Origin of the sequence: Pseudoalteromonas sp. A41-2 (genome assembly GCF_015767615.1) — a bacterium.
GTDB lineage: Bacteria > Pseudomonadota > Gammaproteobacteria > Enterobacterales > Alteromonadaceae > Pseudoalteromonas > Pseudoalteromonas lipolytica.
In genome coordinates this window covers 381960-408798 of record NZ_CP065231.1, presented here as the reverse complement: position 1 = coordinate 408798, position 26839 = coordinate 381960, and the positions used below count along the sequence as shown (strand labels likewise).

21 protein-coding genes are annotated in these 26839 nt (G+C 42.3%); 7 read left to right on the top strand and 14 right to left on the bottom strand.

The features are described from left to right. Positions 1–34: 34 nt before the first annotated feature. Positions 35–667, bottom strand: a complete 633-nt coding sequence (locus IT970_RS01925; RefSeq protein ID WP_036971475.1) for a c-type cytochrome — start codon at positions 665–667, stop codon at positions 35–37. A gap of 283 nt (positions 668–950) precedes the next feature. Here IT970_RS01925 and yihA point away from each other — a divergent pair, with 283 nt between their 5' ends. Further along, positions 951–1610 (top strand): ribosome biogenesis GTP-binding protein YihA/YsxC, encoded by a 660-nt coding sequence (yihA, locus tag IT970_RS01920; RefSeq protein WP_065978240.1) that lies wholly within the window; start codon positions 951–953, stop codon positions 1608–1610. Positions 1611–1614: 4 nt separating this feature from the next. Here the strand turns inward: yihA and IT970_RS01915 are convergent, their stop codons facing one another. The 3 genes from IT970_RS01915 to polA form a co-directional block, all read right to left on the bottom strand. Beyond that, positions 1615–2133, bottom strand: coding sequence for a DUF1285 domain-containing protein (locus IT970_RS01915; protein ID WP_065978241.1), 519 nt, complete (start codon positions 2131–2133; stop codon positions 1615–1617). Next, entirely contained in the window at positions 2133–2720 is a 588-nt protein-coding gene (locus IT970_RS01910; RefSeq protein ID WP_036971482.1) for a YceI family protein, read from the bottom strand. Before IT970_RS01910 ends, IT970_RS01915 begins: the two co-directional genes overlap by 1 nt. Positions 2721–3247: 527 nt before the next feature. Then, on the bottom strand, positions 3248–5983 hold the full coding sequence (gene polA / locus IT970_RS01905) for a DNA polymerase I (protein ID WP_065978243.1): 2736 nt from the start codon (positions 5981–5983) through the stop codon (positions 3248–3250). Between the two features lie 511 nt (positions 5984–6494). Here polA and elbB point away from each other — a divergent pair. The 3 genes from elbB to IT970_RS01890 all read left to right on the top strand — a co-directional run bounded on the left by elbB (position 6495) and on the right by IT970_RS01890 (position 10500). Next, on the top strand, positions 6495–7145 hold the full coding sequence (elbB, locus tag IT970_RS01900) for an isoprenoid biosynthesis glyoxalase ElbB (RefSeq protein ID WP_036971490.1): 651 nt from the start codon (positions 6495–6497) through the stop codon (positions 7143–7145). A gap of 181 nt (positions 7146–7326) precedes the next feature. Further along, positions 7327–7719, top strand: a complete 393-nt coding sequence (locus tag IT970_RS01895) for a c-type cytochrome (protein WP_065978244.1) — start codon at positions 7327–7329, stop codon at positions 7717–7719. 201 nt (positions 7720–7920) lie between these two features. Further along, positions 7921–10500, top strand: a complete 2580-nt coding sequence (locus tag IT970_RS01890) for a bifunctional diguanylate cyclase/phosphodiesterase (protein ID WP_196857564.1) — start codon at positions 7921–7923, stop codon at positions 10498–10500. A gap of 24 nt (positions 10501–10524) precedes the next feature. Here IT970_RS01890 and rep read toward each other — a convergent pair whose 3' ends face one another. After that, a complete protein-coding gene (rep, locus tag IT970_RS01885) occupies positions 10525–12537 on the bottom strand; it encodes a DNA helicase Rep (RefSeq protein ID WP_036971502.1) in 2013 nt (670 codons plus the stop codon). 110 nt (positions 12538–12647) lie between these two features. Between rep and ubiK the strand changes: the two genes are divergently transcribed. Then, complete coding sequence (gene ubiK / locus IT970_RS01880) at positions 12648–12911, top strand: ubiquinone biosynthesis accessory factor UbiK (protein ID WP_036971505.1); 264 nt, start codon at positions 12648–12650, stop codon at positions 12909–12911. Positions 12912–12957: 46 nt separating this feature from the next. Here ubiK and can read toward each other — a convergent pair whose 3' ends face one another. The 7 genes from can to ilvG all read right to left on the bottom strand — a co-directional run bounded on the left by can (position 12958) and on the right by ilvG (position 21405). Continuing rightward, complete coding sequence (can, locus tag IT970_RS01875) at positions 12958–13620, bottom strand: carbonate dehydratase (RefSeq protein ID WP_036971509.1); 663 nt, start codon at positions 13618–13620, stop codon at positions 12958–12960. Between the two features lie 18 nt (positions 13621–13638). Further along, positions 13639–14817 carry a methyltransferase gene (locus tag IT970_RS01870; RefSeq protein ID WP_036971512.1) on the bottom strand — a complete coding sequence of 393 codons (1179 nt, stop codon included), beginning with the start codon at positions 14815–14817 and terminating at the stop codon, positions 13639–13641. 51 nt (positions 14818–14868) lie between these two features. Further along, positions 14869–15873: an ABC transporter substrate-binding protein gene (locus IT970_RS01865; protein WP_065978264.1), complete on the bottom strand. Its 1005-nt coding sequence runs from the start codon at positions 15871–15873 to the stop codon at positions 14869–14871. Positions 15874–15991: 118 nt separating this feature from the next. Then, positions 15992–17545: a threonine ammonia-lyase, biosynthetic gene (ilvA, locus tag IT970_RS01860; RefSeq protein WP_065978247.1), complete on the bottom strand. Its 1554-nt coding sequence runs from the start codon at positions 17543–17545 to the stop codon at positions 15992–15994. A 2-nt stretch (positions 17546–17547) separates the two neighbouring features. Beyond that, complete coding sequence (gene ilvD / locus IT970_RS01855) at positions 17548–19404, bottom strand: dihydroxy-acid dehydratase (protein WP_036971518.1); 1857 nt, start codon at positions 19402–19404, stop codon at positions 17548–17550. Positions 19405–19513: 109 nt separating this feature from the next. Further along, positions 19514–19759: an acetolactate synthase 2 small subunit gene (gene ilvM, locus IT970_RS01850; RefSeq protein ID WP_036971521.1), complete on the bottom strand. Its 246-nt coding sequence runs from the start codon at positions 19757–19759 to the stop codon at positions 19514–19516. Next, positions 19756–21405 (bottom strand): acetolactate synthase 2 catalytic subunit, encoded by a 1650-nt coding sequence (gene ilvG, locus IT970_RS01845; protein ID WP_196857563.1) that lies wholly within the window; start codon positions 21403–21405, stop codon positions 19756–19758. Before ilvG ends, ilvM begins: the two co-directional genes overlap by 4 nt. Before the next feature lie 526 nt (positions 21406–21931). Between ilvG and IT970_RS01840 the strand changes: the two genes are divergently transcribed. Continuing rightward, positions 21932–22810, top strand: a complete 879-nt coding sequence (locus IT970_RS01840) for a TraB/GumN family protein (protein WP_036971526.1) — start codon at positions 21932–21934, stop codon at positions 22808–22810. A gap of 24 nt (positions 22811–22834) precedes the next feature. Here IT970_RS01840 and modF read toward each other — a convergent pair whose 3' ends face one another. Beyond that, positions 22835–24292 carry a molybdate ABC transporter ATP-binding protein ModF gene (gene modF / locus IT970_RS01835; protein ID WP_269216516.1) on the bottom strand — a complete coding sequence of 486 codons (1458 nt, stop codon included), beginning with the start codon at positions 24290–24292 and terminating at the stop codon, positions 22835–22837. 128 nt (positions 24293–24420) lie between these two features. On the opposite strand from modF, the gene IT970_RS01830 reads away from it, so the two are divergent. Beyond that, positions 24421–25044, top strand: a complete 624-nt coding sequence (locus IT970_RS01830; RefSeq protein ID WP_196857562.1) for a DUF4097 family beta strand repeat-containing protein — start codon at positions 24421–24423, stop codon at positions 25042–25044. Positions 25045–25062: 18 nt separating this feature from the next. Here IT970_RS01830 and IT970_RS01825 read toward each other — a convergent pair whose 3' ends face one another. After that, positions 25063–26724: a response regulator gene (locus tag IT970_RS01825; RefSeq protein ID WP_231387304.1), complete on the bottom strand. Its 1662-nt coding sequence runs from the start codon at positions 26722–26724 to the stop codon at positions 25063–25065. Positions 26725–26839: the final 115 nt, after the last annotated feature.

Genomic DNA, 26839 nt, shown 5'->3' with positions numbered 1-26839 from the left:
TATAATGCTAGTAATTTAAGCTAGCAATCAGACTTTAGTGTAAGCCACCTAAGTATTTTGAAAGTACTTCGATGTCTTTGTCTGTTAGCTTTTTAGCAATGTCTTGCATCATGCCATTTAAGTCGTTATTGCGCGTACCATCACGGAACTTTTCAAGTTGCGACTTAATGTATTCAGGATGCTGAAACGAAACTTTAGGGAATTTAGCAAGCGATGTGCCGTTACCACGCGGACCGTGACACGCTGCACAAGCTGGGATTCCACGCTCTGCATCACCGGCTTTATAAAGCTGTTGACCAACTTCAACAACATCTTTAGGTGTTACACCCTCAGACATGTTTAATGAAGAGAAGTAAGCTGCTAGGTCTTTCATATCTTGATCGCTAAGCGGCATAGCCATACCACTCATTACAGGGTCCATACGGCCCTCTTTGCCACCCGATGTCATACCTAGTTTAAACTCTTGTAGTTGTTTATAGATATAATCTGCGTGTTGACCTGCAATCTTAGGGTAGATATTAACCGGCGCATTACCGTCTGGGCCGTGACAGGCCGCACACGTTGCCGATTTTTCTTTACCTGCGTTTACATCGCCATCAAATGCTGTTGCGTTGCTTGCTGACAACGCACCAAGCAATATAGTTAAAGATAGTGCTATTTTTTTCATGGTGAATTCTCTGTTTCCGACCCTGTATCATCTACAATATGGATGTTGTGATTTCTATATTCTACACGATAATAAATTCTCTGGCACGTTTTCTGCCCACATTAAGCTTATAATTTATAGGGATTTGACTTAGATTAAGTTTCTACCTAGCAATTTTCCTTGTTCAAAGCCAAGTTAGCACGCTTAAATACGCTTTTGAATGCTGCTTTAATAGTATAAAATACGTGCCTTGAGTGGTTTTCGACCACTGACTGTTATTATTTATAAAAGATTAGGAGAGCCTGTGCTCAAATCTCGTATCAAATACAATACTGCGTCCTTTGTTACCAGCGCACCTGATATCTCTCGTTTACCTGCTGATACGGGGATTGAAGTCGCGTTCGCCGGTCGTTCAAACGCCGGTAAATCAAGTGCTCTTAACACCTTAACAGACCAAAAGTTAGCACGTACCTCAAAAACACCTGGTCGTACGCAACTTATAAACACCTTTGAGCTCGATGCCGACAAGCGCCTAATCGATTTACCGGGATACGGTTTTGCGAAAGTCCCCATTGAAATGAAAAAGAAATGGCAAAAATCATTAGGTGAATATTTACAAAAACGCCAAAGCCTTAAAGGCATTGTTGTGTTAATGGATATTCGTCACCCACTTAAAGATTTAGACCGCGACTTAATCGACTGGGCGGTCGGGAGTGAAATTCCGGTTCTTGCGTTACTCACTAAAGCCGACAAACTAAAGCAAGGTGCACGCAAAGCGCAAGTTTTACAAGTTCGTCGTGAACTAAGCAGCTTAGAGGGCGATATTACAGTTCATGCCTTTTCATCATTGAAAGGGACAGGCTTACCTGAAGTTGCTAAAAAGCTAGACGAATGGTTCTTAGGGCCTATTGAAATGCAAGAAGCAGAGTCTGAATCAGAATCGGATCAACAACCAGACGCTTAAGTTATTAAGCCAAGTAGTAGTGCTTGGACAATGACTCAATGAAATAGCCATCCTCATCAGAGCTGGCTATTTCAGCCCACTGATAATACACATTCCTCGATACTCTGGCAGCCAGTCCATGCGGCAATTTAAGGTATGGTACCGTCACGTTTTCAAATTCACGCAGTTGCAGTGGCTGACACGCAGTGACTAACCAAGTGCGCTGTAAATTATCAATACAACACAACGCGTTTCCTTGCTCTGTTTCTTCAAAGCGCCAATCTACGATAATAAAAGGCACATCGGCCACGGTGATAGCCATTTTCTCGACAGGCGTTTTTAGATAATAGCTGTCTGCTTCTTTGCAAAGAACAGAGGCAAACAGCTTAACCATCGCTTCTCGTTTTATTTCACTGCCCGCGAAGAACCACACGCCATGCACATCAATGCTAATTGGCAACTGACCACAATGGGTCGGTTGCCACTTATCAAATGGTTTGTCTGGCTGTGCAAGTGCGGTTTCTAGCTCAGCAAGTGACTGCATTACTTTTCTTTATCAAGAGTCAGTGAAAATGTAACCGGAACGGCAGTGGCAATTGACGGTAAACCAGCCAGTTTTTGTAATTCAGCAATACCTTCAGTCACTTTAAAATCAGCAGCATTAATAATCACGGGCGTAAACGATGACACAGTTACATCACCCGTTGGCGACATATTAGCAAGTACATCAAGTGTTAGTTCTTTCTTATTACCATGAAAATCAAGTTCAGCTTTAAGACCTTTTAATACATGCTGCCCAGGCACGAGCTTTGATAAAGCTTGGCTTAAATCAGCTGTTAATACGGCATTAGGAAACTGGGCTGTTTCAAACAGTAGCTTAGTCATGCGCTCGTTACGGATGGGGATCAGCGTTTCAACAGACGTCAGGTCGATCACTAACTTAAATTGACCTTGCTCGTTTAAGGTTCCTGATACGTTTTTAAAATGATGAGCTTCAGCGATTGCGTTTTTCTTTATTGAAACAAAGCTTACATTGCTTTGTTCATTATTAACTTGCCAATTAGCACTCGCCAATGGGGCAACAAATAAACTTGATAATGATAAGGCTGTAATAGCCAAAGATTTAAACATAACGCATTCCTTCGAAAGTAATTAAGAATCACTTTGATGGTATCACCTGCGCTAATTTGTGCAATGAATTGTATGATAAGAACAAGAAAAAACGGCTCACTCAATAAAGAGTGAGCCGGTATAGCAAACTGGGGAGAAGCTATCAATACGTTGCATCTTTTCAGATGCATCATCAACAGGATGTCCTACAGGATGAGGACGGCGCGGACTTTAGCAAATACCCACCTAAAAATAAATTAAATATGCAGCAAAAGACCATTAATTGATAAACATATAACGAAACTCTAAAACCGTCTTTTCTTGTTAACCATAAGTTTACAAAACAAGTGCTCGTTCAACTGGCATAAGAGGTCATTTTTAATGGATCACACGCTCACTTTGTATGATCAAAATAACTGTGTGGTGAAGATTCAAAGTGCTCGTTTTACGTTTTGGCGGGTTAAAACATGGGCGGTATTAATGTGCAGGTTATCCTCATTGCCGAATACCCAGCATTAAGCAAGATATTCGGCATAAAATCAGCAAAACTAGTGAGCTTGCTGCCAGTTATCCCCACTGTCTGCTTCAACAATAAGGGGGACATCAAGGGTCGCAGCTTCTGACATCAGCTTACAGATTTCAGCTTTGAACTCATCAACACACTCTTCTTTAATTTCAAACACTAATTCATCGTGTACTTGCATAAGTAGCTTCACTGCGCCTTCGGCTTGGGCATTTACCCACTGATGCACTTTAAGCATTGCTTTTTTAATAATATCGGCGGCAGTGCCTTGCATTGGCGCGTTAATAGCAGCACGTTCTGCCGCTTTACGTCGTGCGCCATTACGCGCATTGATCTCAGGTAAATGTAAGCGTCGACCAAAAATGGTTTCTACATACCCTTTATCCGCCGCTTTTTGACGCGTCGTTTCCATGTATTCAAGTACACCTGGGAAACGCTCAAAGTACTTATCAATATAGTGCTGTGCTTCGTGGCGAGGCACATCTAATTGACGAGATAAACCAAATGCCGACATACCGTAAATTAAGCCAAAATTGACAGCTTTCGCTTTACGACGCATATCGCTGGTGACGTCCTCAAGACTAACACCAAAGACCTCTGCCGCTGTTGCACTGTGTACGTCTAAGCCATTGGCAAAGGCGGTCAGTAAGCCTTTATCTTGCGATAAATGCGCCATAATACGTAATTCAATTTGGCTGTAATCGGCAGCCACAATTTTATGGCCCGCAGCCGCAATAAATGCTTCACGGATACGACGCCCTTCTTCCGAGCGGATCGGAATATTTTGTAAGTTAGGATCTGTTGAACTTAAACGCCCTGTTGCCGTTACCGCTTGATGATACGAGGTATGTACGCGTTTGGTACGCTCATTCACCATTAATGGCAGCTTATCTGTGTAAGTTGATTTCAACTTTGATAAACCACGATGCTCAATGATTACTTTAGGCAAAGGATAATCATGCGCCAGCTCTTGCAATACTTCTTCAGCTGTAGATGGCGCCCCTTTTGGCGTTTTTTTAATTACTGGCAGTTCAAGCTTCTCAAATAAAATTGCTTGTAGTTGTTTAGGTGAGCCTAAGTTAAACTTTTCACCCGCCATGTCATATGCTTCTTGTTCAAGCTCGAGTAAACGTTCACCCAATCGCTGGCTATGGGCAGCTAACATGGTACTGTCAATCGCGACACCAGTACGCTCAATATCTGAAAGTACAGAGACAAGCGGTAACTCAATCTCTTCAAATACTGATTTAAGTTGGCTATCAGCTTCAATCTTCGGCCACAACACCTCGTGTAAGCGTAATGTAATATCAGCGTCTTCAGCAGCATATGGCGCTGCTTTTTCAAGTTCAATTTGATTAAAAGTCAGCTGCTTTTTGCCTTTTCCAGCAATCTCTTCAAAACTGATATTTTTATGCCCTAGGTATTTAAGTGCTAACGAGTCCATATCATGACGACTGCCCACACTATTAAATACATACGACTCCAACATCGTGTCGTATTTTATACCGTTTAATTCAAACCCAGCATTAGCCAGTACACTTTTATCGTATTTTAGGTTTTGCCCCACTTTCGCTTTGCGCTCGTCGGCTAAAATTGGGCCAATTTTTGCCATTACCGTGTCGAGTGTTAATTGTTCTGGCGCATCGGGATAATCGTGAGCAACCGGAATATACGCCGCTTCGCCGGCCTTAACCGCAAAGCTCATACCAACTAATTGTGCCTGCATGTAATCAAGGCTGGTTGTTTCGGTATCAAAGGCAAATAACTCAGCCTCATTTAACTGCTTAACTAGCGTATCAAGTTGTTGCTCAGTAAGAATGGTTTCGTAATGAGCATCACTCACTTGGGGCAATTCATTTTCTTCGGTTGGTACATCTAAATGTGTATCTGCGTCTTTCGGGTTATCGAGTAATTCAGCTAACCAGCGACGGAACTCGCACTCACCGTATAAAGCAATTAACTCATCTCGATTAGGCTCTTGTAACTTGAAGCTTTCTAGGTCAGATTCAACCTCTACATCACATTTTATCGTTGCCAGTTCGTAACTCAGTGGTAAATGTTCAAGCGCAGCTGCCAGCTTTTCGCCTATTTTGCCTTTGATCTCACCGGCATGATCGATTACACCTTGTAACGAGCCATACTTTTGTAACCATTTCACCGCAGTTTTAGGGCCGCAACCATCAACGCCAGGAATGTTATCAACCTTGTCGCCCATCAGCGCTAAGTAGTCGATGATCAATTCAGGGCCTACACCAAACTTTTCAACCACCGTATCAGGGTCTGAAATACTATCGGTCATGGTGTTAATAAGTGTGACGTGCTCATTCACAAGCTGCGCCATATCTTTATCACCTGTAGAGATCAACACATGGCGTTGTTGCTCAGAAGCAATGCGTGCAAATGTACCAATAACATCGTCAGCCTCGACCCCTTCAATACTAATAAGCGGAAAACCCATCGCCTTAATAATATTGTGAAGTGGTGCTATTTGTGTGCGTAAGTCATCCGGCATAGGTGGACGATTCGCTTTATATTCACTGTACATGTCATTTCTAAAGGTTTTACCTTTGGCATCAAACACCACCACCATATGCGACGGATCATATTGTCTGATTAGACTCTTAAGCATATTAACGACGCCATAAATAGCCCCTGTAGCCTCTCCTTTCGAGTTTGTTAGGTGAGGAGGTGAATGATATGCGCGGAATAAATAGGAAGAACCATCAACAAGAATAAGTGGATTTTCAGGGATCTGAGCCATGGTGAAATTGGATCCTAAATGAATAACAATAAATTGATTGTAAGCATGCCATAAGGCTATGAAGAAAACGACTGTGAATTATTGAGCAGTAACACATTCATAAATAGCAAGCTGTGGATAACTTTGTAGATAAAACCCACGAGCAATTCTCCCAAAATGTAAAAACATTTAGGAATTTTCTGTAAGCACATGTTTTGATTTAAAAAAGATAATACGAGGTTCTTTTTTTATTATTTTTATCCGATGTGGAAAACGGTTTTAGCTACTCATGTCCATTGCTTGCTTAACGATGAATAAATATCCCTTTTCATAACCGGAGGAGTATTCTAGCACAATGGATCAAAGATCATAGCGATCCTTTATACTTTTTTGTACGTTTGTATTTTATAAAAAGGCATAAACAGCAATTTACCAAGCGTCTCGAGCAGTCGACCCAGAAAACTTTTTTATTTTGTCGACTGACACGCATAATTGATACACTAACCAAAGTTGCATTAAGGAGGAATATCTAATGAAAAAAGTGGCTGTAATTTTAGCGGGTTGCGGTGTTTACGATGGCGCAGAAATCAATGAAGCAGTATTAACTTTGCTACACATAGCCAAAGCAGGTGCACGCTATCAATGTTTTGCTCCTGACATTGAGCAACTGCATACCATTAACCACTTAACCGGTGAAGAGATGACGCCAAATCGTAATGTTTTAGTGGAAGCAGCACGTATTGCGCGTGGCGAAATAAAAGCTATCACAGAACTAAACGTGAATGAATTTGACGCACTCATCATACCCGGCGGCTTTGGTGCGGCAAAAAACTTATCTGACTTTGCTGTAAAAGGCGCAGATGCTCAAGTACAAGATGATGTACTCCATGCGTGTACTGCGTTTGTTAAAGCAAATAAAGCAGCGGGATATATGTGTATTGCACCTGCCATGCTGCCACTTATTTATGGCCAAGGCGTAAAAACAACCATTGGTAACGACCAAGATACCGCAGCGGCTATTCAACAATTAGGCGGCGATCACCAATACTGTGCCGTTGACGACATTGTTGTAGATGAACAACATAAAGTGGTTACAACCCCTGCATATATGCTTGCGCAAAGCATTTTAGAGGCTGATGCTGGGATTGAAAAATTAGTCAGTAAAGTATTAGAACTGGCATAATAACACTGTAGCGATTCAGCACATAAAGCTGATTTTTATTGCGCTGGAGCAAAAAATGGCTTTTTTTATCAAGAAAAAGCCTTTCAGATCATTTTATAAATTGTGGCTTAGCGTTATAATCGTTCTAATTTCCGTCAGATATCGTGATTGATCACGTTCAAATCGAAGTGAGCAAGGCAAAATGAAAAAACTATCAGCTGCATTATTACTGCTAGCAACAACGGCATACGCACAAGCGTATGACAACTCTTTGACTGAAGACGCAATTAAGAAGCGTCTAGCGCCAATTGGTTCTGTATATCTAGAAGGTGATAAAGCTGCTGCGGCTGCTGAACCTACTGGTCCTCGTTCTGGCGAGCAGGTGTATCAAGCATCATGTTTCGCTTGTCACGGTACTGGCGCATTAGGCGCACCTAAATCAGCTGATGATTGGGCTCCTCGTATCGCTAAAGGCAAAGACACTTTACTTAATCACGCCTTAAATGGTTTCAATGCAATGCCTCCTAAAGGTACGTGTATGGACTGTTCTGATGAAGAAATCAGTGCTGCTATCGACTTTATGACAAGCAAATAACAGTTATAAACATAATACGAAGGGCTTAATTTATTAGGCCCTTTTTTTTATGCCTGAAATACGCACAAAAATAATAATTTAGTACTAGCAACCTTGTCTGTATAACCCCTTAATTAGCCTATCTGCTACTTGACGATCTACGAAAAAAGTGGAACTATAAAGAACAATATTTAAACAATAATAAAAACTGGTTCTAAATCATTGGAAGATTCAGCAACACACATTGATAAGCTAGTCCGTAGAAATGCTCGCTTAAAATCGCTTATACAAAAATATAAGCAATCTCATCACTTGCAACATGCTCTATTACAGTTATCAGAGCAAGCAAGCACGGTTGCCGAATTAACCCTTCTTTACCCCGCTATTCACGATATATTGCAAAGCTTTATCCCAAGTAAAAGCTTTTACGTTGTGCTGCACAACCCTGTGAACGATCTTTTAGAACTGTCGTATTTTGCAGACGAAAAAGATGGCCTTTCTGTGCCCTTAAAATACGATCAACACTTCAAAGAGGGGTTAACTGGTCATGTATTCAAACATGGTAAAACCAGCTACTTTACTAAAGAACAAACCCAACAAGCTGTTGAAAAGGGTCAATTTAAAGCTTTAGGGACCCCCGCAGAGCACTGGGTTGGCGTACCGGTCTATCGTGACAAAACCATCATTGGCGTGATGGTGGCGCAGAGCTACGATAAAGCGCAAAGCTATTCTGAGCAGCAAATTGAACTGTTAGAAGTGATGTCACTTTACCTTGCAACTGCTATAGAACGCGTTAAAAAGCGCGAACTTCTTGAGTCCGAAGTCAAAATTCGCACCCGCGCACTGACGCAAAGTAACCAGGCACTCAATGAAGAAATATTACACCGAAAAAAAGCATTAGAACGACAGCAAATACTGTTTAAGATCTCTGAGCTTGCAACACTGAGTGAAAATCTAGAAGACGTATATCAGCATGTACACAAAATAATAAAAACCATTACGTACGCAGATAACTTATATATTGCGCTGTATGACCAACAATCTCACTGGCTAAGCTTTCCTTACTGCGTTGATGAATACAGCGATAATGCCGAACCTCGGCCATTTGCTAAAGGTTACAGTGAGTTGGTACTGAGTACCGAAAAATGCCAAGTGATTGATGCAAAGCGCGCGAAAAGCCTCATAAAACAGGGTGTCATAGAAAGGCCTAGAGATATTCCGCCCGAAGAATCTGCCACCAGCTGGTTAGGAGCGCCACTAAAGACATCACAAGGGGTAATTGGCTTAATTGTTTGCCAAGCATATAACAATAAACATGAATTTAGCCAAGATGATTGTGAACTCATCACCTTCGTTTCACACCAAATCGCCAATGTAATCCAAGCCCATTTAGCTAACCAAGAACTTAAGCAAAGCCACCAAAAGCTTGAACATCGCGTTGCTGAAAAGACCAAAGAATTGCGCCAAGCCAATATGCACTTACAAATGCAAATGGAAGAGCGTAAAAAAATTGAACAACAGTTATATCACGATGCACATCATGACTCGCTCACCAGCTTACCGAATCGAAGCTTGTTCTTAACACAGCTTGAAAAAACGCTGCAGCATTATCAACGCTATCCAGAGCAACAATTTGCAGTGCTGTTTATCGACTTAGATAAATTTAAAGATATTAACGATCAATTAGGTCACCAAGCTGGGGATCAGTTTTTAATTAGTGTCGCAGAATCATTTTCTCACTGTATTCGAGAACATGATTTACTTGCACGATTAGGCGGCGATGAGTTTGTTGTTTTGCTCACCCATTTAACAGAGCCGCAGCAAGCAGAAGATGTTGCAAAACGCATTATTGAAATCATGAAGAAACCTTTCTGCATGAAAGGTCAATGTATTCAAAGCGGTGCAAGTATAGGGATTACCTACTCAAAAACGAGTTACAAGCACACCGATGAGATTATTCGTGATGCTGATGCGGCCATGTATTATGCTAAAAACGCAGGGCGCAACCGCTTTGAGTGTTTTCATCCTTTACTCAATGCGACGACCTCACAGCATGAAGCTGAAAATATGCATCACCTTGATGATTTACCAATGCATTTTAGAAGCTCAGAAATCATTACGCTTGACGAGTCAGCACATGCTGAGTCGCTATTAGAGGCGTTTGGAGAACACCCTGTACTTGGCAGTACCAGCTTTGAAGTACTCAAGAAGTTTGCCACTGATCGTATTCAGCATTTCGAAGTTGAGCTGAGTTTACTCAAACAAGCTTTTTCATTAGCCGTCCAAACAAAGTTACAAAAGGTGTTATTTCCATGCTCAGGATTAGTGCTTGAACGCATTAACTTTAAAGCGCTATGTCACCTTCTCAAAGCGCATGATGCTAAAAAGATATGTTTATTATTTAATGAACAAGAAATTCGTTATGCATCGGCTGTACAAATAGAAAACCTAAAAAGTCTTGTGGCACAAGGGTTCTCGATAGGTTTGAATGAATTTGCAAAAGATCGCTGTGAATTGAACTTACTGACCGAATTTAAGTTCGATTACTTATTATTAAGCTCAACTTTCAGTAAGCGTGTGCTACAACAAGAAAACTATCATTTACAGCTTCAAGGTGTACTGGCTATTACCCATATTCAAAATATCCAAGTCATAGCCAAAGGCCCATCGATTTTTAACTACCGTACCCTGTTAGATAAACACGGCTTATCGCTGTTTATTGGCAAACAGCATGCACTTGCGCCCTTCAATAAAGAGACGACAAGCACACACTCGACAATACCGCTTGATTTAAATATTTAAACATGTGCATTGAGCATAACGGCGTTACTTTTTAAGCATGGCACGCAAGTTAGCAACACGTGCTTGACCTTTTTCCATTCGCTCTGCTTGAGAAGAAGGCGGTTTCTTTGCTTCAAAGGCCAAATCATCCTGTGGTAACTCCTGCACAAAACGACTCAGTTCTGTATCCGATGTTTCACCAAACTGACGGCGCAGCTTAGCGTATGTCATAACCAACTCTTGCTGGGCTCGTGTGATACCTACGTAAGCAAGACGACGTTCTTCTTCAACGTTATCTTCGTCGATGCTCACTTGATGAGGTAATAATCCTTCTTCCATTCCCACCATAAATACATACGGGTATTCCAAGCCTTTTGAAGCATGCAAAGTCAAAAGCTGTACCGCATCAGATTCATCTTCTTCTTCATTGCGCTCAAGCATATCGCGCAGCGTTAACTTGCTCACCACTTCTGCTAAATTCAACGGGGGGTTATCGGCATCACCGGTCAGCATATCGGTGATCCAACGATATAACTCCGACACATTCTTCATACGCATTTCTGCGGCTTTTGCGCTAGGCGATGACTCGTAAAGATACGCTTCGTAATTAATTTGCCTGACCAGCTCTTTTACCGCTTCGAGCGTGTCACCCCGCACTGCATTATCAGACAGTTCAACCACCCAACGAGCAAACCCTGCTAACGCATTAAAGCCCCGCCCTTTTAAACGATGCGCAAGCTCAGGCTCAAAGCAGGCAGCAAATAAACTAATGTGCTTTTCGTTGGCAAGTGTGCCTAATTTTTCGAGAGTGACGGTACCTATTTCTCGTCGTGGGGTATTCACGATACGTAAAAATGCATTGTCGTCGTCTTGATTAACCAACAAGCGTAAATACGCCATGATATCTTTAATTTCTGAACGTGAGAAAAACGACATTCCGCCACTAATTTTATATGGAATACGGTTACTCATCAGCGCTTTTTCGAATACGCGCGCTTGGTGATTCCCCCGATATAAAATGGCGTAATCTTTATAGCTGGTCCGCTTCATGAACTTATGCGAAATGATCTCTGCAACAACGCGTTCAGATTCATGCTCTTCGTCACGACAGCCAATGACTTTAATCGGTTCACCATAACCTAGTTCACTGAACAGTTTTTTATCAAACTCATGCGGATTATTAGCAATAAGAATATTGGCTGCTTTAAGAATACGCCCTGCACTTCGGTAGTTTTGTTCAAGTTTAATTAAACGCAAACCCGGAAAGTCTTTACTCAATAACACCAGATTTTGTGGTTTAGCACCACGCCACGAATAAATTGATTGGTCATCATCTCCCACCACCGTAAAGCGAGCACGTTCACCCACTAATAACTTAACCAATTGATACTGGCTCGTATTGGTATCTTGATACTCATCCACCAGCAAATAACGAAAACGCTGTTGCCAACGCTCACGTGCTGTCGCATTTTGTCCCAGTAGCAAGGTGGGGATCATGATCAGATCATCAAAATCGAGGGCATTATAAGCTCGTAGTTGATTTTGATAGCGGGCATACAACTGGGCAAACAGTGCTTTTTGTGGCTCACGCGCTTCACGAATCGCCCGTTCGGGTAAAATAAGCTCGTTCTTCCAACTGCCTATCTGCATTTTTAACAGGTTTAATAAGTCTTTGTCTTTTTTTAGTTCGTCTTCTGTAAGCTCGGTTAATAATTGATTGGTATCTTGATCATCAAACAATGAGAATCCTGGCTTAAAGCCTAATGTGGTTAATTCTTTTTTGATGATCTCAAGACCTAAGGTATGAAATGTCGAAACCCATAACCCTTTAGACTCTTGCTTACCAAGCGTTTGTGCAACACGCTCGCGCATCTCTTTTGCCGCTTTATTAGTAAAGGTAACGGCTGCTATGTTACGTGCTTGATACTCACACTTTTGCACCAAGTAAGCGATTTTGTTGGTAATTACACGCGTTTTACCTGAGCCTGCGCCGGCTAATACCAAACACGGTCCACTGATATACTTTACCGCTTCATCTTGTTTTGGGTTGAGTTTCATAAGCCCCTAAGAAATTATCCAAAGACAGAACCGGCAATTTTACCGTAATCACTACACTACGCCTAGCCAATAAGGTAAGATTGTTTTTTTACGTGACTCAAGGGACGAAGATGATCAACCCAGCAAAACTTGAAGAAATCGCAAAGCAAATCACTGATAACATGCCACAAGGCGTGAAAAACCTTGCCGACACCATTGAAGGTAAAACGAAGCAAGCTATTCAAAACAAACTTGCTGAGATGGACTTTGTAAGCCGTGATGAGTTTGATATTCAAAGCCAAGTACTTATTCGAACTCGTGAAAAACTCACGGAGCTAGAAGAAAAGGTTGCCTTACTTGAACAACAACTTGCTAGCAAACAAGACGAACAATAAAAAAAGGTGAGCTACTTAGCTCACCTTTTTTCTATCCAGTTAAGTCTTAACTTTTCTCTGCAATACGTTCGAAAACACGTTTTACCGCAGTACCGTATGTCTCTGTGGCTTCTTCTGCACAGGTCACCACGGATTCAAGGTCATTTAAATGACCATTTGCTAAACCATACACCCAACCATGAATCGTAAGTTCTTGGCCTTTCGCCCACGCATCTTGCACGATATTAGTACGACACACGTTACGTACTTGCTCAATTACATTGAGTTCAATCAGGCTGTTTAAACGTTCTTTTTCTGGTAATGCGTTTAACTGTTCGATGTGTTTTTCTTTTACATCACCAACATGACGTAGCCAGTTATCAATTAAGCCAAAGCGTGCTTCATTTAAAACCGCTTGAACACCCCCACAGCCATAGTGTCCAACGACCATAATGTGCTTAACTTTAAGTACTTCAACCGCGTACTGCATGACTGATAAACAGTTATGGTCAGTATGCACAACCACATTTGCAACGTTACGGTGTACAAATAACTCACCCGGTAATAAATCAACTATCTCATTAGCGGGTACACGTGAGTCCGAACAGCCAATCCACAAGTACTCGGGATTTTGTTGCATTGATAGAATTTTAAAAAACTCAGGATCACTTTCACTCGTACGCGCAGCCCAACGTCTATTATTTTCGAATAAATTTTTTAACTTTCTCATTGCGCCTCTTTACGATTTTTAATAATTAGCTTGGATCAAGATATTCCTTGGTGTGAGCTGTTTTTCACAAAACGTACTTACTGATACCTGATAGCCTTGTTGTTGCAAATATAAAGCACGATCGAGCACGAGCCAAACTTCAATTGCTCTTCTGAACACATGTCGGATGAGTTCAATGCGTTCTGTGACCCTTTTACGCTGCTTACCTATCTCTAAAAATGCATTGTAATCAATATCATCTGGTATATGTAGTGACTTTTTATCAGCTGCCCACAAACAAAATGACCTAAAAGAATCAGAAAATACCGCTTTATTCACGGAAGGTACACTCACATAGTGCTGAACACCGGTAATTGATTTACGTAATGCATCAAAACCAAGTCGCCACTCGACTTCTGTTTTTCTCACTTTATCAACCCGACTTGGTGCGGTCACGGTTTCTTGCAAGGCCAGCTTTAAATCGCGATGGGTTAGCGTCAATTGACTATGCTGTGCATGCTCACTCATTGCTTGGTAGGCATCGTCGGTAAATAAGTGATAACAACAGGGTGAAAAGCTTATCTGCTGGGTTTTGGCCCGACTTGCCTGCTGCATAAATGTTTGGTGTAAACGACCACATGCATGTAAAGCGACGGCATGTTGCTCTGTTTTAAAAAATGCATCGGTGTTATCCGTTAATACATTCGCTTGTGAAAACTGCATGGCTAATTGTTGCTGCTTAGCACTATGAGCTCCCTGCTCACACAGGTGCTCTTGTAGTTCAATACTGTGTACCGAGGGTGCGCCACTAAATGCCAGCATCCGCCCTAAGTGTCCTTTGCCTGCACACCACTCTAAAACAGGGTGTTGCTGTGAATTTTGGCTGATCGCTGCAACAAAATCTTGTAACTGCTCAAACTTGCGTCCTTTGATGCCATTACTGATCCAAAATGGAAACTCATTCCTTGGCAACTTTGTTGTGGGCAGTTCGCATAAGGCATTAAGTTCATCAACACCGTCTATAGCATCGCAAAAGTATTGATATAAAGCATGCTGGTCGGCATCAAGTTCACTCACTTGGCTGTCATCAATCGCCCATAATAAAGACGTTAATTCAGGCCATGGAATATCATCAAAGTCAAATGCCGTGCATTGCCAGTATTGGCGAGTTGAATAAAGCAGTGTATCTAAAGCAGCAAAGTGCTGGGCAAGTGTCATAACTACAAAAACGACAAAAAATAAAAGTGAGTATAACAGTTTTTAAGAGGTTTAACGCCTTCCATTGCTTATTAGACCAATGTACAAAGGAACACATGCAATGCTCAATATTATCGCTAGAATAAGCATCCAAGATAACTCTATGCCCTCGCTTTGCTGTTGATCATACATAAACCCTGAAAATGCATGATCAAATTCGTCTTGATCGATGTTGTAAAGGTCAGCGATAAGTCGCCATTTAGCCATCGACATGCCCCCCAACTTGCTGCCCGGTGGCTGAATATAGTTAGCGAGTACATCGGCTTCATAAGCAAGTTCCTGCATACTTTTGTGCGGGGCATAATCACGCTGAGTGACATTAATACTCTCATTCATATTATGCAGTGCATAACGCCACCCTTTTAAACTTGCTTGATAAAAACGCTCAACTATATCCGGTTTATTTTTAAGCATAGCCTGCGAGGTATATAAAATATCGCCATACACATTCAGGCCAAATTTTTGTGGACAAATTAATCGGTGCCCAACACCACGCAGTGTTAAAGTATACGGCTCATTAGTTACATACACTTGCACGGCATCAAGTTCGCCAGCTAACCACTGCTCTATTCCGCCTTTTTGGCTTGCAGCCATTAAACTTTGATAATCAAGCCCCGCCCTTTGCAGCATGACTAACAACTCTGCGTTTTCAAGTGAGCTAATTTTACTGAGTTTTTTACCCGCAAAATCACGCGGCTGGAAAATATCAGAGTTATTTTTAACCATCCAACAATAGGGGGAGAACTGCAGCATAGCCGCTAAGGCAACAACGGGGGCACCTTGCACACGTTGTTGCAAAATACCAGAATGCGTAATAGCAAAGTCGGCTTGACCATTTAACACCTGATCAAACGTGTTAGGGTTGTTAGGATCTGCGGGTAAAATAGTGACATCAAGTCCAGCGTCTTTATAAAAGCCTTTTTTTGCTGCCATGTAATAGCCAGCGAACTGGAATTGATGAGTCCATTTTAGTTGCAAGGTCACCTTGTCAGAGCCATTGGCACTTATGCTTAGCATTAAACAGAGTAACCCTAAGTAATAACGCATTCCTCGCACGCATCGTCTTTGCTTTACAATCGTGCAATAACTATAGGAAAAATATGCAAAAAATCAAGGCTCCTCGATGGAGCCCTGTTTATTGATTGGCAGCTTTAGCTTCACTCAACTTTTGACCTTGAGTCGTTAAAAATTGTGTGAAACATGGATTATTGGTTTCATCCTGAACATTATAACCAAGACGATTTAAATGCTCGTTAAATACGTCGTAATCACTCGGTTCGATGGCAAATGCAGCAAGTACATTACCTACAGAGCCACCATGATTGCGATAATGGAATAACGTAATATTCCAGTTACTGCCTAACGTATCTAAAAATCGCGCTAATGCACCTGGGTATTCAGGAAATTCAAAACGTAATAATCGCTCATGTAATTGCGCTGGTGCTTTACCACCCACCATATAACGAATGTGTAATTTAGCCAATTCGTTATCTGACAGGTCACAAAATGTATAGCCATTTTCAGTGAGTACCGCTTTTAATTCATCTAGCTCTTGCTGACCTTGGCGAAGTGCAATACCCACAAATATTTGTGCTTCACCCGGTCCTGCATAACGGTAATTAAACTCTGTAATAGCTCGGCCACCTAACGAAGCACAAAATTGCTTAAAGCTGCCTTTTTCTTCTTTGATGGTGACGGCGAGTAATGCTTCGTTCTTTTCACCCAACGCAGTGCGCTCAGCAACGTAGCGTAAACGGTCAAAATTTAAATTCGCGCCCGATAAAATAGCAGCAACATTTAAGCCTTTTACACCGCTTTGCTGACACCATTTTTTCAAACCCGCTGTCGATAAAGCCCCTGAAGGCTCAGCAATTGCACGGGTAGAAACAAAGATATCCTGCATAGCAGCACAAATCTCATCGCCACTCACGGTCACAACTTCATCACAAAACTTTTGTGCTAAGCGGAACGTTTCGGTGCCGATTATTTTTACCGCTACACCATCAGCAAAACTACCAACGCGGTCAAGCTCCACAGGTTTCCCCGCCTCTAATGCTGCTTTTAAACACGCACTTTCATCCGCTTCAACACCAATTACTTTGATATCAGGTCGCAATGATTTTATGTACACAGCCATTCCTGCCAACAAGCCACCACCGCCAACAGGAATAAAAACGGCATCAAGGTCGTTTAGCTGCTGCATCAGTTCTCGCGCAACTGTGCCTTGACCAATAATGACATCGGGGTCATCAAAAGGAGGAACAAATACGCCATTGCGCTGCTCTGTTAGCGCTAACGCGTGGGCTTTTGCTGCATCAAAGTGATGACCATGTAATACAACCTCACCACCTAGCGCGCGCACTGCACTCACTTTAATTTCGGGTGTGGTTACCGGCATAACAATTGTCGCTTTGTGCCCTAAAAACGATGCACTTAACGCGACGCCTTGAGCATGGTTGCCAGCCGATGCAGTGACCACATCAGAGCCCTTTGGCAACTTACTCAACTTATGGAATGCACCGCGCAATTTAAACGAATAAACCGGTTGTTGGTCTTCACGCTTCAACCACACATGATTACCGAGCCTTGCGCTAAGTTCGGCCATTTCACTGACCTCAGTAACCTTTGCAAGCGGCTCCATATTTGCTTGGATGATAGCGCGAAAATAATCGAGCTCCTGTGAAACCATGATTAACTTAACTCCTCAAGCTTAGCTAAATCACGGACCGCCCCTTTGTCTGCACTGGTTGCCAATAATGCATACGCTTTAAGTGCCGATGATACATAACGCTCACGATCGCGTGGTTTAAAGGCCTCTTTACCACGTGCTAATTGCTTTTGCTTACGTGCTTCAAGCTCTTCATCGCTCAGGGCTAAGGTGATTTCGCGGGTGGCGATATCAATAATAATTTTATCGCCGTTCTCTACATACGCAATTGCTCCCCCGCTGGCAGCCTCAGGCGAGACATGACCAATCGATAAACCAGAGGTACCACCCGAAAAACGGCCATCAGTGATCAATGCACATTTTTCACCTAAACCTACCGATTTTAAGTAGCTGGTCGGGTACAACATCTCTTGCATACCTGGGCCCCCTTTTGGCCCTTCATAGCGGATCACCACAACATCACCCGCTTTTACTTCACCATTTAATATACCTTCAACTGAATCATCCTGTGATTCGTAAACCACTGCTGGGCCTTCAAAATGCAGCATTTCTTCAACAACACCGGCACTTTTAACAATACAACCATCCAGCGCTAAATTTCCCGACAGCACCGCTAAGCCACCATCTTGACGAAACGCATTTTCAACACTGCGAATACAGCCATTTTCACGATCGTTATCCAGTTCAGGCCAACGACATTCTTGGCTCATCGCCTTCGTGGTGCGGATACCCGCTGGGCCTGCTTTATAGAACTTTTGCGCAACGGCATTGTTTGGATCTGTGGCATTCCACTTCTCAACTAACTCCGCCATCGTCATCCCAGCAACGTGATCCACAGACAAATCAACTAAACCCGCTTTACCTAGCTCACGGATAATTGCCATCATGCCACCAGCGCGGTGCACGTCTTCAATGTGATATTTGCTTGTGGCAGGTGCAACTTTACATAAAAAAGGCGTTTTGCGTGAAAGCTCATCAATATGCGACATATCAAAATCGACACCCGCTTCTTGGGCTGCGGCTAATAAATGTAACACCGTGTTTGATGAGCCACCCATTGCAATATCCACCACCATTGCATTCATAAAAGCGGTGCGATTGGCGATGGCACGTGGTAATACGTCGGCATTATCTTTTTGATAATACTCACGGCATAAATCAACGATGCGTGCGCCTGCTTCAACATATAACTGTTTACGGTCTTTATGAGTGGCAAGTGTTGTGCCGTTACCAGGCAATGCCAAACCAATTGCTTCTAATAAGCAGTTCATTGAGTTAGCCGTAAACATCCCCGAACATGAACCACACGTTGGGCACGCTGAGCGCTCTACTTTGTCTGAGTCTTCGTCGCTGACTGAGCTATCGGCACCTTTCACCATGGCATCAACTAAGTCGAGTTTAATGTCGATATCAGCAAGGCGGGTTTTACCTGCTTCCATCGGTCCACCTGACACAAAGATAACCGGAATATTTAAGCGTAATGCAGCCAGCATCATACCTGGGGTGATTTTGTCGCAGTTAGAAATACAGATCATCGCATCGGCACAATGCGCGTTAACCATGTACTCTACTGAGTCAGCAATCAGATCGCGAGAAGGTAGCGAATACAGCATACCGCCGTGGCCCATCGCAATCCCATCATCAATCGCAATGGTATTAAATTCTTTTGGTACACCACCCGCTTCAGTAATCGTTTCGGCCATTAACTCACTGAGTTGATTTAAATGAACATGCCCTGGAACAAACTGCGTGTATGAATTCACAACAGCGATAATTGGCTTACCGAAGTCCTTATCTGTCATTCCTGTTGCACGCCACAATGCACGTGCGCCTGCGCGTTTACGACCTTCTGTTGTTGTTGCACTTCGTAATTTAGCCATAGTTACCTCTGTTGTTGCAGTGGCGTGCCACTGACTTCCTCATTCCTAATTTATTTCTTACTAAAGCATAGTCTGTGCTGCTCTAGTTACCTGTTGAATTTGTCTGTGATTAAATTGCTTGCTGTTGCAGCTGACTCTCAAGCGTCACATGCTTTACATCGACCAATTTATTTAACTGCGACGTTAATAAATGAATGGGTTTATCGCTAACCACTGTCATAGTCACTCTGAATGCATCTTCTGCCATTTCTAAGTTCATTTTTGTTAGATCAAAACCGCGATGACGGGCAACGCGTAAAAAGCGCTCAACAGCGACACTTTGATTTTTGAGTGCAATCGTTAGGGTGTGTTTCATTTTACAGTCTCCGTCATCATCTCATCATTGGCTGCACCGGGTGGTACAAGCGGCCATACATTTTCTTTGTCATCGATACACACATGTAAAATGTAAGGACCTTGACTATTCACAAGTGCATCAATCGCCGTGTCAACTTCATCCGCTCTTGTCACAGTTTGACCTGGGATACCAAACACTGCAGCGAGTTGAACAAAATCAGGGTTATCTGAAAGATTGGTCTCAGAATAACGCCCCTCGAAAAATAACTGCTGCCATTGACGTACCATGCCTAAACGCTGGTTATCTAAGATAAGTATTTTTACTGGTAAATTATTACGGCGAATTGTCGCCAGCTCTTGAATGTTCATCATGATTGAGCCATCACCTGAGACCGTAATAACAAAATCGTTTGGGCGTGCCACTTGTGCACCTATTGCCGCAGGCAAACCAAAGCCCATCGTACCCGCCCCGCCACTGCTTAAATGATTGCTGGGGTGCGAAAACTTCATATGCTGTGCAACCCACATTTGATGCTGGCCCACATCACAGCACACCACACCGGTCTTCGGCATTTTTTGGCTCAGTTGATTTAGCAGGTAAGGCGCAAATACTTTTTCACCCGGATAGTCATAACGCCACGCATGCTCTTTCATCATACTTTCAATATGTAAAAGCCACTCATCTGGGGTTACAAAGCAATCGAGTTGCGGTAGAGACGTTTTTAAGTCAGCGACGAGAGACGCTTTTACAGGCTTTCGTTTGCCGATTTCTGCTGCATCGATATCCAAATGAATAACTTTAGCTTTTGCGGCAAACTTACTTAGGTTGCCCGTAACTCGGTCATCAAAGCGCGCACCAATACACACTAAAACATCGCATTCTTGTACTGCTAAATTAGCCGCTTTGCCACCGTGCATACCTAGCATGCCAAGGTCGTACTCGTAATCAGGTAACACACTCCCCAACGCTTTTAACGTTGTTACCGCTGGCATGTGGGTTTTTTCTAAAAACTGCATAAGCTCGTTTTGTGCATCTGCGGCTTGTACACCGCCCCCCACATAGGCAACGGGTCGTTGTGCTTCACTTAATATTTGATTCGCAATGGCAACTTGGTTGGAGTCAAGTTTTGGCAACGTATCTTCTGCCGCTAACCAAGGATGGAATGGCACCTGTGCCATTTGAATGTCTTTAGGAATATCGACTAACACAGGACCCGGACGCCCTGTTTGCGCTAGGTGGATGGCTTCTTGCAGTATTTCAGCTAAATCTTCAGGGCGTTCAACCATGTAGCTGTGCTTTGTACAAGACAACGACATACCGAGTACATCAATCTCTTGGAATGCATCTGAGCCAATCGCTGCGGTAGGCACTTGCCCCGTTATCGCCAGTAATGGCACCGAATCCATCATCGCATCAGCCAATGCCGTGATAAGGTTGGTCGCACCCGGGCCTGACGTTGCAAAACACACTCCCAACTTACCCGTACTACGTGCAAAACCTACAGCGGCAAAGCCAGCGCCTTGTTCATGACGGGTCAAATAATGTTTGACTGGCGCGCCATACAAAGCGTCGTAAATAGGCATGATGGCACCACCCGGGTAACCAAAGACATCCTTTACGCCATGTTTGGCTAATAAATCGATTGTTAACTCTGCGCCTGTCATCTTAAATCCTCATTCCTCAGTGACATTGTGTATTTTTTGCGGTTAAAACAAAAAGCCCCCCGGACTGTTAAGTGCGGGGGGCTTTTTTAATGCTTCACTTTTCTCTAAGCACTAAGTAGCCCCCGCGGTAATAATAATCACCACGACGTTAATTAGGATTAGAGATAGTTTATTTGTAAGCATTTACTGATACCAAATTCGTGTCATTTGTTGCGGAAATCTAGCCATCCCGCTGCCTTTTTCTATTAGTACCGCGCCCAGCCCCTCAAGTCAACATAAAAATCAATTCAAAAAACATCACGAAAAACGAAATTAAAGAAATAAATATCTAATATTAACTGTATTTAAGATTAAAAATTCACATATAGCTAGCTATTGAAATTTCACACCTCGTTATAACCAATTAAATGATTGATTAATTTTTAGCTTTCATAGGTAATTTTTTTCGGGTTGTCCTCATTTTATTAAACCTCTCTGTGAAAATTAGTTTAGTATTGAAAACAACAACAGCATGAAAAGGAAAGTTATGAAATTCATACAGCGTATTAATGCCCTGTTTTTTGTTCTACTACTACTGGGCTTTAGTCAGCAAGTATTTGCTGAACCAGGACTTTGGAAAGTAGAGAAAAACGGCATTGCCTCATATTTATTCGGCACGGTGCATGTCGGTGATAAAAGTATGCAAGGACTGCCAAGCAAAGTAACCAATGCACTTGATAAGACCGATAAAGTCATCGTTGAAGTCGATATCAGTGCGATATCTCCTGTCGATATGCAACGTCGCTCATTGCCTTTTATGATGCTAAAAGACGGCAAAACATTACAGTCAGAACTCTCTGAAGCTAACTATGCCAAACTGCAAAAATACTTTGCTGATAAGTCCATAGATATTGCTATGTTTAAAAACTTAGCACCGTGGGCCGTCATGATAACCATGATGCAAATGGAGTTTCAAAAAGTGGGGTTTTCTGACCAATACGGAATTGACAAGCAAGTCCTTGCTTACGCTAAAGACCATAAAATTTCAGTGGGTGAGCTTGAAACGCTAGAACGACAAATGGAAATGTTTGAACACTTGGCAATCATGAATGATAAAATGATTGAAGAAACTTTCGCGCAACTCGCCGATGCCGACACCTATTTCTTTGGTTTAATAAACGCGTGGAAGTCGGGTGATATGGAAACACTCACTCAATTTTATAACGAAAGTTTTGATGACTCACAGTATGGTGAACTCAGTGAACAAGTGATGCTAATTGATCGCAACAACAACTGGGTTGAGCAATTATCTAAGCGTATCGGTAAAGAAAAGCTATTTATAGCAGTCGGGGCACTGCATTTGCCTGAGCAGCACGGTTTACTTAAACAGCTAGCCGATAAAGGCTTTACGGTGACACGCATTTAAATCAATTGCATGTCCAAAAAGCGCCTAAGGCGCTTTTTTTATGTCATTTTCCATCTCTAAATAATGCGCTATTCCAGCAATGTGATCGCTTGCATGGTGATTAACATAAATCACGGTACTGGTTTTTGCGCTGCAAATTTTTTCGATTAATAATAAAACCCGCTGTCTGTTTGCCTCATCAAGCCCTAAACATGGCTCATCGAGAATGAGTAAGTTAGGATGCTTAACCATCGCGCGGGCAATCAACAACAAGCGTTGATCACCAAATGACAACTGAGTAAATGAACTGTTTTGTTTATCACTTAAGCCAAGTAGTGCTAGCCAATTTTTAGCTATAGCCAGCTGTTTATCACTCGCTTTTTGATAAAGGCCAATACTGTCATAAAAACCAGAAATAATCGTATTCAACGCCGAAGTACCCACACGGTAGTCCATGTGTAACGCATTAGAAATATAACCAATATGCTGCTTTATTTGCCAAATACTTTCGCCACTCCCCCGCTGATAACCAAATACCTTGATGTCGTTGTTATAACACTGTGGGTTATCGCCAGTAATGAGGTTTAATAGGCAGGTTTTACCAGAACCGTTTTTGCCGGTTAATTGCCAATGCTCGCCTTGATTAATTTGCCAATTAAGCTTTTCAAAAATAGCTTTTCCGCCAAAGCTGACCGACGCATTCGTGAGTTTAACCAGGATAGGGTCAATAAGCGGTGGTGCTTGATGGTCACTATCAGCCTCTGGTATCTCTAAATCGGTGTGTGTTAGATGCAATAGTTTAAGTAAATCATCTCGCTGTTCAGCACTTGGCTGCGCTAATTGATGAGTAACTTTACCGTCTTTTATAAACGCATAATGATCAACACAGTCTGGAATCTCAGATAAGCGATTAAGCACAAAAACCATCGTTGTTGTTTCACTTAACTTTGCTAACTGATGGTTCAATTCAGTCATCGCTGCTACATCTAAGCCATCAAAGGGCTCATCAAGTACCAATAGCTCAGGCTGACCTATTAACGCTTGGATCAGCATTAATTTACGTGTTTCACCGGTCGATAAATCACGAAACGCTTTATGTAGTTTACTTTCAAAATCAAAGGTCCCTAATAGCTGATTGAGCAGCTGATTGTCGATTTGTTGAGGGCTTCGACCTGCTAAAATGAGGTCGCTGACACGACTGAATGAAGACACCCCTTCAATAATATCGTCCTGATCTTTGTTTAATTCTTCTGCAAGTAATTGCTTTTGTCTATCTGGCGATACCAGCGCGACGCGCTCAAAACTATTTGTGTACTGGCCTTTTTCGATAGTAGCAAACCCAGCGATAACAGCCGCTATTGCCGACTTTCCGGCCCCATTTGCACCTAGTAACACCCAGTGCTGCGATGCTGATACTGTCATGCTTAAATTGTCTACACAATATACATCATTGCCCTGCCCTTTTAGGCTGGCTTTAACATTAACCAACTGCGTTTGTTGCACTTTGAACCCTCATTCCACGTTATGTTTAGTTCGACGTTACCGCATTCAATAAAAAATTAAAAACCGTTTAAACCTTTTTTAATCACCGCTGCGACTAAGGTATAAAAGGTCATTAACAGGAACATACAATGAAAAAATTACTGGGTGTAGCAGCAGTGGGCTTAATACTGACAACCTCACAAGCAATGGCAAAAGATTCACGTGAACTCAATCACACGTTTGCGATTAATAATGCCAGTCAGCTTGATATCGACTTTCCGGTGGGCAGCTTAGAAGTACAAAGCTATGACGGCAGCGAAGTACACGTCACCATTCGTATTGAGCCAAAAAATGACAAAGGCTGGTTTGGCTCAGAGATTGACTTGTCAGACATCGAACTGAACCACTCTCAACGCGCTAATCTATTAAGTTTGAAATTAGATAACGATGACATTCAACAAAATTGGTTAGTTAAAATGCCAAAATCAATGGCGATTGATGTTGAATTAGGTGTGGGTGACATTGAGATTAATGAACTGAGCAATTCGGTTGAGATTGAACTGGGTGTCGGTGCAGTGCGGATCGATAGTGCACTTGATGACTACAAACGCATTGAATTAGAGTCAGGTGTTGGTGATACCAAAATTCGTGGCTTAAAAAATGAGTCTAACACGCACCGTAAAGTGGTGAGCTCACAGTCAAGTTACCAAGGCAACGGTCAGTACAACATTGATGTAGAAGTCGGCGTTGGTGACATAAAAGTTAGACACTAACTCTTCATTTTAAACAACTTATCCCTGTTTGCCCTCTGTGAATAATGCGCCGAGGGCTTTTTGCACTGACTCGACTGAAATCGGCTTATACACATGCATATCGGCGCCTAAGTCATAAATTCGTTGCAAGTCCTCATTCGAGGTGTTGGCTGTTACGGCAAGTATCGGCGTTAATAGCGATTGTTCATTGCGGATAATATCTGTTGCCTTAAAACCATCCATAACTGGCATGTTTAAATCCATAAATATCACATCGTATTTTTTTTCAGCTGTCATACTTGTCGCAATTAAGCCATTACTCGCAATGTCATAACTAAAGTCAAACTGACTAATAATACGCCCTAAAATTGTGGCATTGAGAGGATTATCTTCAACTATTAAGCAATGCAGGTTTGTTGGTAGCTGCATTGGCATTTCAGATTTGGGGGCATTTTCGAGATCCAAATGAATAACGACTTTAACCCCATGAGGCTGAACGTTTTGAAACTCAATCTTGCCATTCAGTGCTTTTACAATATGCATAACCCGTAACAGGCCTGTTTTTAAGCCCTGAAAATGCTGTTCGCTATCATGCTCAAAGTCAAGCAGCTCAGCAGGAGGATGCTCAAAACCGGTGCCATTATCTTGCACTTCCAGAATTACCTGTTTGTGACCTTTGCAAATCGCATTCACGGCAATTCGACCTTGTTTAGGGGTGAACTTAACCGCATTATTGATAAGCTCAGAAAGCACTTGTTGTAGCCTTGCGTGATCAGTCACCACGTCTTTGTCTAATGCCTCAGACATATTCACACTGAGCGTAATATTTTTATCGTTACACGCGTACTTATAAGGCGCAATAGCTTGATTCAAGGTGGTTAGTAAGTTGCTTGAATGTGGCTTTAGCTGCCAGTCGCCTGATGATAGCTGTTGTAAATCGAGTAGCTCATCGAGCATAGCTACCAAACGGTTAACGCAGTATATGGCTTGTTGCTTCGTCAGTTGTTGATTATCGCTAATATCAAGCGCTTCTATCGACGAGGTAAGACCTTGCAAGGGGGTTCTGAACTCATGACTTGTTCGCGCAATAAACCGCTCTTTATTTTTATTAACCCGCTCTGCATACTCTTTTTGTTGTTGGTATTTCTGAATGGTATTTGCAATCAGCTTTTCCATTGGTTTAAAAATAAAAATAAGCTCTATGATTAACAACACAATAGCAGCAAGCCAAAACACCACCTCAAGTACCGAGATAATCGTGACTTTATACACCGATTCTTGCTCGAGTAATTTTACCGCTTGATCTAACTTAGTTAGCAGCGCCTCTAATTGTTCGCTCACAAAAATAGAACTGTCTATATTGCTGGAGTTAGTGCGACTATTTAATAACTGCTGAGCCTGACTTATGTAGCGCTTAACATGCGCATCAAGTTGGTTTGGAGGAGAAAAGTAATGCGCTTCGAGTGCAGAGTTTAAATGAATAAATTCGCCATTTTCTTGTTCAAGTAAAAACTGATGTCCTGACACAAATTGTTCTACAGCCTGCTGTAACAACCTACGATGTTGCTCTTTTAGACGCTCTGAATCCTGATAGATCAAGGCATTTCCATGCAGCGCTATTTTTTGTGAAAGCATCCGCTGCTTACCGGCAATGTTGATCACCTTCGCATCCCCTTTTTGCACATAAAAAAGAGTCTGCATTAGGGCAGCAGAGATGGTTATCAAAATAGCAATGGCTGATAACCCCCACCGATATCGTTGTCGGATATCCTTAACTAGCTTCAACATGTATTACTCATTTATTTTTAAGCATAAT